Origin of the sequence: Streptomyces sp. col6 (assembly GCF_008042035.1) — a bacterium.
Lineage (GTDB): Bacteria > Actinomycetota > Actinomycetes > Streptomycetales > Streptomycetaceae > Streptomyces.
Genome location: NZ_RDBL01000025.1, coordinates 37591 through 49875, shown reverse-complemented (window position 1 = coordinate 49875; position 12285 = coordinate 37591). Strand labels below are relative to the sequence as shown.

The window sequence follows — 12285 nt, the reverse complement described above, 5'->3', positions numbered from 1 at the left end:
CCTCTTCCGGGCCGCCGCCACCGGACGGGCCGACGTGGTGGGCACCGCCGGCATGGGCGTCCTCCAGCGCACGGTCGGCAACGCGGCGCTCGGCCCGGTGATCCAGCGCGCCCGTGCCGCGGCCCCGGAGCAGGCCGAGGAGKCCGAGCCCGTCGGCGGCGGGCGACGCGGGGGCGGCCACGCCGACCAGCGCGCAGGTCAGGGTGCAGGACTCGCTGGGCGGCGGGACGAACACCGGGACGGCGCTCACGGTGCCGGCCGGCAAGGCGTTCCAGCTCACCGACATCGTCGTCCAGAACCCGCAGGGCGACGCCGGAACGCTGGTCGTCTCCGCGGGCAGGGAGACCCGGGTGCTGAGCCTGGGTCTGGAGAACTTCCGGGACTCCGACTACCACTTCGTGACGCCGATCGTGGTCCCGGCGGGCGGCAAGGTCACCATGACCATCGACTGCCGCAAGGTGGGCAAGCCGGTGGGTGCGCAGACGCCTTCGCGGTGTGCGGAGTCGATGTTCCTGGGCGGCACGATGCGTAACACCGAAGGCGGCTGACGAGCCGTCAGTCACCGCTGCGCAGCATCGAGGCCCCGCCCGTCGCACGTCAGGCCGGCGGGGCTTCCTCTTCCTCCTCCGGGCTCTTCTCCTCGGCGCGCTGGACGAACGAGCCCTGTACGTCGGCCGGTTGCTCGTCCTCGTCCTCCGTGGCCGCACGCTGCACGGCGGGCGCGGCCGAGGGCGCGGCGGCAGCCGGGGCCGCGGGAGCCGTGGGCGCGGGCTCGGAGAGGACCCGGTCGGCGTTGGCGACCGCCTCGCGTTCGAACCGGTCCGAGGGGTCGCTGACGCGGATGCCGCCGGGCGCGTCGGTCCCCTCGACGGGCCCGTTGCGCTGCTGGATGACATGGGTCAGCTCGTGCGCCAGCGTCGTGCGGCCCTGCGGCGACGACGGGTCGTAGGCGTCGCGCTGGAAGACGACGTTGTTGCCCACGGTGTAGGCGTGCGCGCCGACGCCCTTCGCCGATTCGTGGGCGGCCGAGTCGTTGTGGATGCGTACGTCGGAGAAGTCCGCGCCCATCCGGCTCTCCAGGTCCGTCCGGGTCTCGATGTCCAGGGGGGTGCCGCCGCCGGACGCGATGACGTCGTGCACCGGTGAGCGCGGCTCGGTCTCCTCGGCCTGCTCCGGGGCCGCGGCACGGGCGCGCTGGATCACCGGGCCGAGCGCCGCGTTGCCGACCGTGCGCTGGAGGACGCCCATGCCGGCGGTGCCCACCACGTCGGCCCGTCCGGTGGCGGCGGCCCGGAAGAGGTGGTGGGCGTCGCGGGTGTCGGAGCCGGCGGGCGTCTCGGCCGTCTCGGAGTGCAGACGGCCGCCGGACAGCCGCTCGTACGCGTCCCCGGTCTCCAGGGGTGGCGTGTGATGCTCGTGCTGGTGGTCGTGGTCGTGGTCCTGTGCGTTCACCGTCATCTCCCCTGACCGCACCGGGGCAGGCCCGCGCCGCACGGTCGCGGCGGACCGCCCGCTCCTGCCGGCTCCCCACCCTGGTGGACGCTTGGCTGCCCCGTCCAGCCCGGCCCCGTCCGGCCCGGGGCACCGCGCGGTGCCTCTTCGGGCAGCGGGCGGGTACGGACGGTCTTTGCCGCCGCCGGCGCCAACCGGTCAGGATTCGAGAAGCGAGGGCGGGGGGCGCTACCTAGCATGATCTTCATGGACATCACCATTCACACCAGCTTCCTCCCGCACGACGACCCGGAGGAGTCCCTCGCGTTCTACCGCGACACACTCGGCTTCGAGGTCCGCAACGACGTCGGCCAGGGCAAGATGCGCTGGATCACCGTCGGCCCGAAGGACCAGCCCAGCACCTCGATCCTGCTGGCCCCGCCGGCCGCGGACCCGGGGATCACCGACGACGAACGCCGCACCATCACGGAGATGATGGCCAAGGGCACCTACGGCTGGATCCTGCTGGCCACCCGCGACCTGGACGCCACCTTCGAGAAGGTACAGGCCGGTGACGCGGAGGTGGTCCAGGAGCCGACCGAGCAGCCGTACGGCATCCGCGACTGCGCGTTCCGGGACCCGGCGGGCAACCTGGTCCGGATCCAGGAACTTCGCTAGAGCGAGCCGAAGGCTTACGGTCCCGTGACGTGCCGCGGCCAAAGCGCGTGACGGGGCCGCGCGCGGCCTAGCGTGGCCTCCATGCGTGTACTTGTCACCGGCGGAGCCGGTTTCATCGGGTCGGAGATCGTCCGGAGTCTCACCTCCGCGGGGCACGAGACGGTGGTGCTCGACGCGCTGCTGCCCTCGGCGCACGGTCACGCCGTGCACCGGCCGGCCGATGACGCGGAGGGGCGGATGCTCGTCGGGGACGTACGGGACCGCGCCGCCGTGGACCGCGCGCTGCACGGGGTGGACGCGGTGTGTCACCAGGCGGCGATGGTCGGCCTGGGCAAGGACTTCGCGGACGCCCCGGAGTACGTGGGCTGCAACGACCTGGGCACGGCCGTCCTGCTCGCCGCGATGGCCGGGGCCGGGGTACGGAACCTGGTGCTGGCCGGGTCGATGGTCGTGTACGGGGAGGGCAGGTACGCGTGTCCGCGCCACGGCACCGTCCGTCCGGGGCCCCGGGACCGGGCCGACCTGGTGGCGGGACGCTTCGAGCCCCGCTGCCCGGACTGCGGGGCCGCGCTCGCACCGGGCCTCGTCGCGGAGGACGCGCCGACGGACCCGCGCAACGTCTACGCGGCGACGAAGCTGGCGCAGGAACACCTCGCCGCCTCCTGGGCGCGGGCGACGGGCGGGAGCGCGGTCTCGCTGCGCTACCACAACGTCTACGGGCCCGGGATGCCCCGCGACACTCCGTACGCGGGTGTCGCGTCGTTCTTCCGGTCGGCGCTGGCCCGGGGCGAGGCGCCGCGTGTCTTCGAGGACGGCGGCCAGCGACGCGACTTCATCCATGTACGGGACGTGGCCGCCGCGAACACGGTGGCGCTGGAGGCCGTGGGCTCGCGCGCCCCGGGCGGCTTCGCGGCGTACAACACCGGCAGCGGCGAGCCGCACACGATCGGCGAGATGGCCGGGGCGCTGGCGGCGGCCCACGGCGGTCCGGCGCCGGCGGTGACCGGAGAGTTCCGGCTCGGGGACGTACGCCATGTCACGGCGGACTCGCGGCGGCTGCGGGAGGAACTGGGCTGGCGGCCGGAGGTGGCGTTCGCCGAGGGCCTGGCCGCATTCGCGACGGCACCGCTGCGGGAGGCCGGTGCGGCGCTGCCCGCCTGAGGCTCACCCCAGCGGCAGCGTCACCTCGAAGCAGCAGCCCCCGGCGACGTTGCGGACCTCGGCGCGGCCGGCGTGCGCCTCGACGATGCCCCGCACGATGGCGAGCCCCAGACCCGCGCCCGCCGGCGGCGTACGGGCGTGGCTGCCCCGCCAGCCCGTGTCGAAGACCCTCGGCAGGTCCTCCTCCGGGATGCCGCCGCAGCCGTCGGTCACCGAGAGGACCACTCCGTCCGGCGCGCGGTGGGCCGCGACGGCGACCGTGCCGTCGGCGGGCGTCCGGCGGATCGCGTTGATCAGGAGGTTGCCCAGGACCCGGCTCATCTCCTTGCCGTCCACCTCCACGGGCACCTCTTCGATGCGGCCGCCGACGAGCCGGACCCCGTGCTCGCGCGCGAGGGGGTCCGCGCCGGCCAGGGCGTCGCCCACCAGGTCGTGGGCGGAGACCCGGGTGGGGGTCAGGGCGAGCGAGCCGGCGTGGATGCGGGACAGTTCGAAGAGGTCGCCGACCATGTCGTTCATCCGCTCCACCTCGGTGCGGATCTGGCGGAGATAGCGCGACGAGTCGGCGGCCATGCCGTCCTCCAGCGCCTCGGACATGGCGCGGAGCCCCGCCAGCGGGGTGCGCAGGTCGTGCGAGATCCAGGCGACGAGTTCGCGCCGCGAGGTCTCCAGGGCGCGTTCCCGCTCGCGCGATGTGTCCAGTTTGGCGCTGGTGGCGGCGAGTTCACGGGTGAGGGCGGCGAGTTCGGCGGTGGCCGGGGCCTCGGGCGGCGCGAAGGTGCCGCCGTCGCCGAACGAACGGGCCGCCAGGGTCAGTTCGCGGCTCCGGGCGGCGACCCAGCGGCCGAGCAGCATGGCGGTGACGAGCGAGACGACGGCGGCCATGGCGACGACGGTCGTCACCACGGTCAGGTCGTGGCGTGACAGGAACATCGCCCAGGCGACGGCCAGGGTTCCGGCGAGCATCGCAGCGACGGCGACGGCGGCCACGATGCTCAGCGACACGACGAGGGAGCGGTGCCGGGTGAGCCGCAGCGCGAGCGCCCCGAGCAGGCCGGCGGCAGCGGCGCCGAGAAAGGCGAGGAGGGCGATGAGGAGCAGGTCGGTCATGACGGGCTTCCCGCGTCCGCGTCGGCGGTGTCGCCGGTGGGAAGGTCGAGACGGTAGCCGACGCCCCAGACCGTACGGATCAGTTCCGGGCGGGCCGGGTCGGCCTCGACCTTGCCCCGCAGACGGCGCACATGCACGGTGACGGTCGACAGATCGCCGAAGTCCCAGCCCCAGACCTCCCGCATCAGTTCCTCCCGGCCGAAGGCGCGGCCCGGGTGGCGCAGAAGGAAGGCGAGCAGATCGAACTCCCGGAGGGTGAGGCCCAGCCGCCGGCCACGGCAGGTCGCGCTCCGGGCCGCGAGGTCGAGGACCAGTCCCGCCCCTTCCAGCGGCGCGGGATGCCCGGCCGGGGCGGCGGCCGCCCTGGCCCGGCGCAGGACGGAGTCGACGCGCAGGACGAGTTCGCGCGGGCTGAACGGCTTGGTCACGTAGTCGTCCGCGCCCGTTTCGAGGCCGAGGATGCGGTCGTCCTCGTCGCCGCGCGCGGTGAGCATGATGACCGGGACCGGGCCGTGTGCCCGCATGCGGCGGCAGACCTCGAAGCCGTCCATGCCGGGCAGCATCAGGTCCAGGACCGCCAGGTCCGGCCGGCGGGCGGCGTACAGGGCGAGCGCGGCCGGTCCGTCCGCCGCGCGGGCCACGTCGTAGCCGGCGCCGGTGAGGTAGCCAGTGACGACCTCGGCGACGGTCGGGTCGTCGTCGACGACCAGGATGTGGCCGCGGGCCGGGGCGGCGGGGTGCGGTCCGGAGGCGTCCTGCGGGGCCGTCCGTGTCGTGGGTGCCCCGCCGGCGGGAGCGGGAGGCGGTGTGGGCGGGGTGGTCTGCATGGGACCACCCTGGCACCCGGGGCGGGACACCCGGAAACCCGAAGGGGCCGCCGTCCGGCGACGTCCACGTTTCGTAAGAACCCGATGCCCGGAATGCCCGTTTCGACTCCGTAGGGTGAGCCGGGTGATCCTTCCTTCCGATGACTCAGGACCCCGAGCCGATCTCGTCCTGCCGTGTCTCGACGAGGCAGCCGCGCTGCCCGGCGTGCTGGCCCGTGTGCCCAGGGGCTGGCGGGCGATCGTGGTCGACAACGGTTCGACCGACGGTTCGGCCGATGTGGCCCGTTCGCTCGGCGCGACCGTGGTGCGCGAGCCGCAGCGCGGCTTCGGCGCCGCCTGTCAGGCCGGGCTGCTCGCCAGTGAGGCGGACTTCGTCTGCTTCTGCGACTGCGACGGCTCGCTGGACCCCGCGCTGCTGCCCGGCTTCGTCCGCCGGATCGCGGACGGCGAGTGCGATCTGCTGCTCGGCCGGCGACGGCCCGAGGGGCGCGGCGCCTGGCCGCTGCACGCACGGGCCGGGAACGCGGCGCTCTCCCGGATGCTGCACCGGCGCACCGGGCTCCGGCTGCGCGATCTCGGTCCCCTGCGCGCCGGGCGCCGCACGGATCTGCTGGCGCTCGGCCTCACCGACCGGCGCAGCGGCTATCCGTTGCAGATGGTGGTGCGGGCGGCGGACGCGGGACTGCGGGTGGCCGAGACCGACGTCCCGTACCTCGCGCGCACCGGGAAGTCGAAGGTCACCGGTACCTGGCGGGGGACCTGGCACGCGGTGCGCGACATGCGCGCCGTCCTCGGCGAGCCGCCGGTCCCCGCGCGGGTGCCCCGATGAGCGCGGCCACGCCCGTCGCCGCCCCGGCCGGCGCGACGACCGTCCTGGTCATCGCCAAGGAGCCGCTGCCCGGCCGGGTCAAGACGCGTCTCACCCCGCCCTTCTCCCCCGCCGAGGCCGCCCGGCTCGCCGAGGCGGCGCTGGCCGACACCCTGCACACCCTCCTGACCGTGCCGGCGGCGCGGCGCGTCGTCGTCCTGGCCGGGGCGCCCGGACCGTGGCTGCCGCCGGGCATCGAGGTCGTGGAACAGGGCGCGGGAGGGCTCGACGACCGGCTCGCCGCGGCGTTCGGCGCCTGTACCGGGCCGACGCTGCTGATCGGCATGGACACCCCCCAGATCACGGCAGCCCGTCTGGCCCCGGCGCTGGGCCCCGATGGCTGGGACGGGTGCGACGCCTGGTTCGGTCCCGCCGAGGACGGCGGCTTCTGGGCGCTGGGCCTCGCGGAGCCCGATCCGGCGCTGCTGCGCGGTGTGCCGATGTCCGTTCCCGAGACGGGGGCGGTGCAACGGCGCCGGCTGGTCGACGCCGGGCTGACCGTGCGGGACCTGCCCGCACTGCGGGATGTGGACACGGCGGCCGATGCGGCGGAGGTCGCCGCCCTCGCTCCGGACGGCCGGTTCGCCGCCGAGTGGTCCCGGCTGACCCGGACGGCCGCCCGATGAGCCGCACGGGCCGGGAGCGGGGCGTGCTGGACGCGCGGGGCCGGGACCCGGAGGTGCTGGACGCCGGGCGTCCGGACGGCGACGCGTGGGGCACCGACCCGTACACCAACGCCCTGCGCAACGGGCACGGACCGCTCTTCCTGCGCCGCACGGACGGCTGGCTGCTGCCGCTGGACGTCGAGCGCTGGTGCGCCGGGGCGGACACGGCGGATCTGTCGGCGCTGCGGCGCTGCGAAGGGCCGGTCCTGGACGTCGGCTGCGGGCCGGGCCGGCTGGTCACCGCGCTGGCGGCGCGAGGCCACCGCGCCCTCGGCATCGATGTCAGCGCGGCGGCGGTCGCCCGGACCGTCCGGCTCGGCGGCCACGCCCTGCGCCGGTCCGTGTTCGACCCCCTGCCCGGCGAGGGGCGCTGGGGCACCGTGCTGCTTGCGGACGGCAACCTCGGCATCGGCGGGGACCCGGACCGGCTGCTGGGCCGGGCGGCGGACCTGCTCGCTCCGGGCGGACTGCTCATCGCGGAGACGGTGCCGCACGCCGTCGACGAGCGGGTCCAGGTACGGCTGGACGACGGCAGCGCCCCGGCCGGGCCGGCGTCGGCGGGCCTCTTCCCCTGGGCGAGGCTCGGTTCGCCGGCCCTGCTGGGCTACGCCCGCCCCCACGGGCTGCGCGCGGTCGATCAGTGGGAGGCGGACGGCCGCACCTTCGTCTCGCTGCGTCGCGCCCGGAGCATCCGGACGACGCACCAGAGCCCCGAGAGCACGAAGAGCGCGGCCGTGATCAGCAGCCAGTTCCCGAGGAACACGTCCGGGGAAAGCCCGCTCGCCGATTCGTAGCGCTCGGCCCGCCGGGTGATCAGCGGGAACCATACGAGCAGCAGCAGCGCGGACAGGAAGGCCGGCACCCGTACGTAGTTGACGGATGCCGGCCGCCGCCGTCCGAGACAGCGGCGCAGCAGCAGGTCCGCGGACGCGTAGACGGGTACCAGTACCAGGTCGTGCACGAGGGCCGCGCCCACGAACCACAGGACCACCCCGAGCCAGTCGCCCGCCAGCAGGCGCACGCCCGCGTACCCGGCGACGGCGAAGGACGCGGCCAGAAGTACGAGGTGCAGGGACCCCGCCCCGTAGCGGCGGCGCAGGAAGGCGTTCACAGAGAGATTCACAGCTCTCCAAAGGTCAGCCGGGACACCCACTTGGTGTTGAGCACTCCGGGTGCGGCAGGGACGATGACGCGGGCCGGATAGCCGTGATCGGGTGACAGGTCCTCACCGTTGACCCGCAGCGCCAGCAGCGAACGCGGGTCGCGCACCTGGTTGTCCCGCAGCGCCGCCCGGCGGAAGGGGCCGCTGCGCTGGAGGGACTCCACCAGCACCCCGGGCGGCCGGTCCGGATACCCGGCAAGGGCCGCCAGATCGCTCAGCCGTACGCCTCGCCACCACTGGTCCGAGGTGGACCAGCCCTCCACGCACGCGATGGGCAGGGCCGCGCTGTGCTGCTCCATGGCCAGCAGCTGGGCCCGGCTGAACCGCAGGTCGCCGGCCGGGCCGCTGACGGTGAGCCACCAGCCGTCCCCGGTCTCCGCGGTGGTGATCCCGACGGCGGCGGAGGTCTTGTTGATCTGGAAGCCGTTGGGCCCCGGCCCCGGTTCGGCGGCGCCGCGCGGGGTGAGCGCCGCGAGGCGGCGCAGCGGCCCGTCGAAGCTCCGGCCCACCGAGGTGACGAGCAGGACGGATGAGCCCGCGCCGACCACGGCGAGGGCGCCGCGCCGGGACAGGGTGGGCGGCGCGGGCGAAGGTGACTCCAGCGGGTCGTCGCGGACCGGGCCGTCGAGCCCGCCCGACCGCAGCACCCGTACCGCCTGCGGCGTACGCAGCCCGGCGTGGGCGAGGAACGCGGCGAAGAACACCCACGCCCCGTAGAAGTGCAACGGGTAGAAGGAGCCGGGGAACAGGTACTCCAGCTGGATGTTGAGCAGCCCTGTGACGAACTCGAAGAGTGCCCCGCCCACCAGCAGGAGCAGCGAGACGCGTTCCAGGGCGTGGGCGAGGGAGCGGGCCGGCGGAAGGGCGAAGAGCCTCGGCACCACCGACCACAGCTTGGCCAGCAGCACGGGAACGAGCACGATGCCCACGGTGACGTGGAGTCCCTGCGTCAGGCGGTACAGCCAGTGCGGCGAGGTGGGCCAGTCGAACAGATAGAACCCGAGCAGCCCCTTGTCCGGTGTCTTGTCGTTGACGGGATTCAGGTCCGGGTTGTACGCGGCGTACGACAGCAGGCCCGTCACGAAGAGCAGCGTGATCCCGGCGAGCAGGACGAGGCCGAGCACGGCGGTGAACGGCACCCCGCGCACGGGGCTGCGCCAGAAGCCGGGCGCCGAGGGCAGCCTTTCGAGGAGGCGGTCGGCACGGCCGGAGGAGACCCGGGTGGAGGAGGATGCGGAGGGTGTCGGAGCGTTCCGACGGCTGTCGCCCATGAGGCCCGACGCTATGCCCGGGGCCTGCGGGTCCGGCGGCTGCGACTCCTGACGAAACGATGACGTCACCCCGGAGAACGTATGGTCGCGGCCCGGAATCTGACGGTTGTGTGACGCGCCCGGCGGGTAGCCGCCGTCACGGCGCACCGGTGCGTACGGTGCCTGCGTGAAGACCGAGGACCGCACCGCGCCCCGTACCGGACCGGCCACCGCCGAAAGCTCCGGGCACTGCTGGGATCTGGTGGCGGCGGGCGCGGGCGTCGTGCTCGTGATCGCCGCCGCCCTGGGCGGACGGGCCATCGACGACTACGCGCGGACGCTGTACGTGCACTGGCCGCCGCTGCTGGCGTCCTGGTACCCGCACACGGGCCCCGGCACGGTGGCGGCTCCGGTCGTCGCCGTCGCGGTGATCGCGTACGGGCCCCTCCTCGCCCGGCGGCTGCGCTGGAGGCCCCTGCTCCTGTCCACCTACGCCGCCTCGCTCGCCTGGGTCTTCTCCCTCGCGCTGATCGACGGCTGGGGACGGGGCATCGCCGAACGCCTCACCACCAAGCACGAGTACCTGCGGGTCATCGGGCGCTTCGACGACATCGGGGCCGCGCTGCGCACGTTTGACGAGCACATCCTGATCGGCCCGCCGGGCAACTGGCCGGCCCATGTCGCGGGTCATCCCCCGGGCGCCACCCTCACCTTCGTGCTCCTGGACCGGGCCGGGCTGGGCGGCGGCGCCTGGGCCGGCGTCTGGTGCATCCTGACCGGCGCCTCGGCGCTGGTGGCCGTGCTGGTCACGGTCCGGGCCCTGGCGGGCGAGGACATCGCCCGCCGGGCCGCGACGTACCTCGTCCTGGCACCGGTCGCCGTCTGGGCCGGCACCTCGGCGGACGGCTACTTCGCGGCGGTGGCCGCCTGGTCCGTGGCCCTGCTGGCGCTGGCGGCGACACGTACGGTACGCGCGCCGGCCGCCGCCGCGCTCGGGGCGGGGCTCCTCTACGGCCTGGTCTGCTACCTGAGTTACGGGCTGGCGCTCATCGCGCTCCTGCTCCTGGCCGTCCTCGTGCTCGCCCGCACCGCACGGCCGCTGCCGTTCGTGCTGCTCGGCGCCCTGGTGGTCCCGGCCGTCTTCACCGCTGCGGGCTTCAACTGGTGGGAGGCGTACCACGTGCTCGTCGAGCGCTACCACCAGGGCGCGGGCGGTTTCCGGCCCTACGGGTACTGGGTGTGGGCGAACCTCGCCTGCACCGTGATCGCCGTGGGCCCGGCGACGGTCGCCGGACTCCGCCGCACCTTCGCGGGTGCGCCGGGGGCTGTCCGGGGGCTGCGGACCGGGGACGCGAGGGGGCAGGACCGTCTCGTCCCGCTGGTGCTGGTGGCGTTGCTCCTGCTGCTCGCCGCCGATGTGTCGGGGATGAGCAAGGCCGAGACCGAGCGTATCTGGCAGCCGTTCATGCTCTGGCTGCTGCCCGCGGCGGCCCTCCTGCCCGACCGGGGCCGGCGGGGCTGGCAGGCCGCCCAGGCGGTCGTGGCGCTGGCCGTCAACCACCTGCTCTGGACGGGCTGGTGACGGCGGGGGCGGTCAGTGGAGCCCGACCCGGACCAGCGCCGCCGCCAGCCGGGGCAGGTCCTCGTCGCCCACGAGGGCGGCCAGCTTCTGCGGGGAGTGCGGCAGCCCGAGCCCATCGGCGGCGTCCTGGGCCCGCGTGTCGAACGCGGGGCGCAGTTCGGGCCATACGCCCTGGGCCTCGCGGCTGAAGATGTCGGCGCCGACGGGCCCGATCCGGGGGAACTCCTTCAGCAGGTCGCGCAGCTTCTCCGGATCCCCGCCGGCCTCCTCGCGCAGCCGCCGCAGGTCCCCGTGGTACCGGTCGAGTGCGAGCCGCGCGCCCTCGCCGAGCGCGGTGGCCGTGCTCTCGTCGTAGCGGCGGTAGTGGGCGCGGCCCAGCGCGTCGACCCGGTCCTGCCAGGACGCGTCGGCCATGGCGCGGGGGGTGCGCATCCCGGCTCCGAAGAGTTCCCGGGCGGCGGCCACCGCGATGCCGGCCTTGATGCGGACCGAGAAGAGCACGCACAGGGTCAGCAGCTGGTAGAGCGGCATGGGTGTGTCGCGAAGGTGGATGCCGGCTTCCTCGGCGTACGTCTGTCCGTGCTCGTCCAGCAGGTTCCGCACGGTCGTTGCTCTGGACATGGTGGTTCTCCGTCGTGGTCCGGCTCTACGCGGTCAGCGCGCCGAGCAGCGTGCGGGCCCTGCCGAGGGAGCGGGGCCGTGGAGGGTCGTGCCAGGGGTCCCGGTCCAGGAGGGCGTCGGCGTCGCGCAGGGTCCAGCGGCGGGCGTCGAGCGCCGGGTCGTCGACGTCCTCCCAGGCCAGCGGCGCGGCGACGGGCGCTCCGGGCCGCGCCCGGACCGCGTAGGGCGCGACGGCGGTCTGGGCGTAAGCGTTGCGCTGGACGTCGAGGTAGAGGCGGTCTCCCCGGGTCTTTTTCCGGGCCTCGGTGGTGAACCGGTCGGGTTGGCGGGCGACGAGCGCGTCGGCGACCGCGCGGGCGAACGCCCGTACGTCGTCGAAGTCGTCCCGGCGGTCCAGCGCCACCACGACGTGCAGGCCGCGCGATCCCGTGGTCATGACGAGGGAGGGCAGTTCCAGCTCCTCCAGGAGCCCGTGCAGGCCGAGAGCCGCCTCGCGGACCGGGGCGAAGTCGTCGCCGGGCGGGTCGAGGTCGAAGACCAGCCGGTCCGGGTGATGGGGCCGGTCGGCCCGGGAGAGGAAGCGGTGTGGGGTGATGCAGGCCTGCCCGGCGAGGTACACGAGGGTCGCGGTGTCGTCGGCGACCGGATAGGCGACGGTGCCGCCCTCCTTGGGGAGTTCGACGCGGTGGACCCAGTCCGGGAAGTAGTCGGGCACGTCCTTCTGCATGAAGCCGTGGCCGCCGGTCCCGTCGGGGAAGCGCTGGAGCATGAGGGGCCGCTCCCTCAGGTGGGGCAGCATCCGGCGGGCCACCGTGCGGTAGTAGCCGGCGAGGTCCGCCTTCGTGATGCCGTCGTCCGGGAAGAGGACCTTGTCCGGGCGGCTGATCTCCGGGATCTTCCGAGCGGCCACCTGCCTCACCGGCCCCGCTG

14 protein-coding genes are annotated in these 12285 nt (G+C 74.6%); 7 read left to right on the top strand and 7 right to left on the bottom strand.

What is annotated here, in order from left to right:
- The coding region (locus EAO73_RS36760) for a hypothetical protein (RefSeq protein ID WP_224756467.1) at nt 1-250 on the bottom strand (250 nt) is incomplete at its 3' end.
- A gap of 1 nt (nt 251) precedes the next feature.
- Between EAO73_RS36760 and EAO73_RS26815 the strand changes: the two genes are divergently transcribed.
- Nucleotides 252-548: a hypothetical protein gene (locus EAO73_RS26815; RefSeq protein ID WP_412075326.1), complete on the top strand. Its 297-nt coding sequence runs from the start codon at nt 252-254 to the stop codon at nt 546-548.
- A gap of 49 nt (nt 549-597) precedes the next feature.
- On the opposite strand, the gene EAO73_RS26810 is transcribed toward EAO73_RS26815, so the two are convergent.
- Nucleotides 598-1458: a DUF4157 domain-containing protein gene (locus EAO73_RS26810; RefSeq protein WP_147974156.1), complete on the bottom strand. Its 861-nt coding sequence runs from the start codon at nt 1456-1458 to the stop codon at nt 598-600.
- 240 nt (nt 1459-1698) lie between these two features.
- On the opposite strand from EAO73_RS26810, the gene EAO73_RS26805 reads away from it, so the two are divergent.
- On the top strand, nt 1699-2109 hold the full coding sequence (locus EAO73_RS26805; RefSeq protein ID WP_147974155.1) for a VOC family protein: 411 nt from the start codon (nt 1699-1701) through the stop codon (nt 2107-2109).
- A gap of 81 nt (nt 2110-2190) precedes the next feature.
- A complete protein-coding gene (locus EAO73_RS26800; protein WP_147974154.1) occupies nt 2191-3270 on the top strand; it encodes an NAD-dependent epimerase/dehydratase family protein in 1080 nt (359 codons plus the stop codon).
- A 3-nt stretch (nt 3271-3273) separates the two neighbouring features.
- Here EAO73_RS26800 and EAO73_RS26795 read toward each other — a convergent pair whose 3' ends face one another.
- Both EAO73_RS26795 and EAO73_RS26790 read right to left on the bottom strand, forming a co-directional pair.
- Complete coding sequence (locus EAO73_RS26795) at nt 3274-4380, bottom strand: sensor histidine kinase (RefSeq protein WP_147974153.1); 1107 nt, start codon at nt 4378-4380, stop codon at nt 3274-3276.
- The gene (locus EAO73_RS26790; protein WP_147974152.1) at nt 4377-5207 is read right to left on the bottom strand and encodes a response regulator transcription factor; all 831 of its coding nucleotides are present in this window, start codon (nt 5205-5207) and stop codon (nt 4377-4379) included. The genes EAO73_RS26795 and EAO73_RS26790 overlap by 4 nt, the downstream gene beginning before the upstream one ends.
- Nucleotides 5208-5331: 124 nt before the next feature.
- Between EAO73_RS26790 and EAO73_RS26785 the strand changes: the two genes are divergently transcribed.
- From EAO73_RS26785 to EAO73_RS26775, 3 genes are read left to right on the top strand one after another with little or no spacing between them, the layout of a single operon-like run.
- Nucleotides 5332-6036, top strand: a complete 705-nt coding sequence (locus tag EAO73_RS26785) for a glycosyltransferase family 2 protein (protein WP_147974151.1) — start codon at nt 5332-5334, stop codon at nt 6034-6036.
- The gene (locus EAO73_RS26780; protein WP_147974150.1) at nt 6033-6701 is read left to right on the top strand and encodes a DUF2064 domain-containing protein; all 669 of its coding nucleotides are present in this window, start codon (nt 6033-6035) and stop codon (nt 6699-6701) included. Before EAO73_RS26785 ends, EAO73_RS26780 begins: the two co-directional genes overlap by 4 nt.
- Nucleotides 6698-7534 carry a class I SAM-dependent DNA methyltransferase gene (locus EAO73_RS26775; RefSeq protein WP_224756466.1) on the top strand — a complete coding sequence of 279 codons (837 nt, stop codon included), beginning with the start codon at nt 6698-6700 and terminating at the stop codon, nt 7532-7534. Before EAO73_RS26780 ends, EAO73_RS26775 begins: the two co-directional genes overlap by 4 nt.
- A gap of 325 nt (nt 7535-7859) precedes the next feature.
- Here EAO73_RS26775 and EAO73_RS26765 read toward each other — a convergent pair whose 3' ends face one another.
- A complete protein-coding gene (locus EAO73_RS26765) occupies nt 7860-9173 on the bottom strand; it encodes a molybdopterin-dependent oxidoreductase (RefSeq protein ID WP_224756465.1) in 1314 nt (437 codons plus the stop codon).
- A gap of 166 nt (nt 9174-9339) precedes the next feature.
- Here EAO73_RS26765 and EAO73_RS26760 point away from each other — a divergent pair, with 166 nt between their 5' ends.
- Nucleotides 9340-10734, top strand: a complete 1395-nt coding sequence (locus tag EAO73_RS26760) for a hypothetical protein (protein ID WP_147974149.1) — start codon at nt 9340-9342, stop codon at nt 10732-10734.
- Between the two features lie 12 nt (nt 10735-10746).
- Here the strand turns inward: EAO73_RS26760 and EAO73_RS26755 are convergent, their stop codons facing one another.
- Nucleotides 10747-11355 carry an endonuclease gene (locus EAO73_RS26755; protein WP_147974148.1) on the bottom strand — a complete coding sequence of 203 codons (609 nt, stop codon included), beginning with the start codon at nt 11353-11355 and terminating at the stop codon, nt 10747-10749.
- Nucleotides 11356-11380: 25 nt separating this feature from the next.
- Nucleotides 11381-12265, bottom strand: a complete 885-nt coding sequence (gene ligD / locus EAO73_RS26750; protein ID WP_412075320.1) for a non-homologous end-joining DNA ligase — start codon at nt 12263-12265, stop codon at nt 11381-11383.
- Nucleotides 12266-12285 lie beyond the last annotated feature (20 nt).

What these genes read in the sequence shown, in the direction of transcription:
- EAO73_RS26780 (WP_147974150.1), top strand. Translation starts at nt 6,033, where the DNA reads ATGAGCGCGGCCACGCCCGTCGCCGCCCCGGCCGGCGCGACGACCGTC.
- EAO73_RS26755 (WP_147974148.1), bottom strand. Translation starts at nt 11,355, where the DNA reads ATGTCCAGAGCAACGACCGTGCGGAACCTGCTGGACGAGCACGGACAG.
- EAO73_RS26775 (WP_224756466.1), top strand. Translation starts at nt 6,698, where the DNA reads ATGAGCCGCACGGGCCGGGAGCGGGGCGTGCTGGACGCGCGGGGCCGG.
- EAO73_RS26790 (WP_147974152.1), bottom strand. Translation starts at nt 5,207, where the DNA reads ATGCAGACCACCCCGCCCACACCGCCTCCCGCTCCCGCCGGCGGGGCA.
- EAO73_RS26805 (WP_147974155.1), top strand. Translation starts at nt 1,699, where the DNA reads ATGGACATCACCATTCACACCAGCTTCCTCCCGCACGACGACCCGGAG.
- EAO73_RS26800 (WP_147974154.1), top strand. Translation starts at nt 2,191, where the DNA reads ATGCGTGTACTTGTCACCGGCGGAGCCGGTTTCATCGGGTCGGAGATC.
- EAO73_RS26810 (WP_147974156.1), bottom strand. Translation starts at nt 1,458, where the DNA reads ATGACGGTGAACGCACAGGACCACGACCACGACCACCAGCACGAGCAT.
- EAO73_RS26765 (WP_224756465.1), bottom strand. Translation starts at nt 9,173, where the DNA reads ATGGGCGACAGCCGTCGGAACGCTCCGACACCCTCCGCATCCTCCTCC.
- EAO73_RS26795 (WP_147974153.1), bottom strand. Translation starts at nt 4,380, where the DNA reads ATGACCGACCTGCTCCTCATCGCCCTCCTCGCCTTTCTCGGCGCCGCT.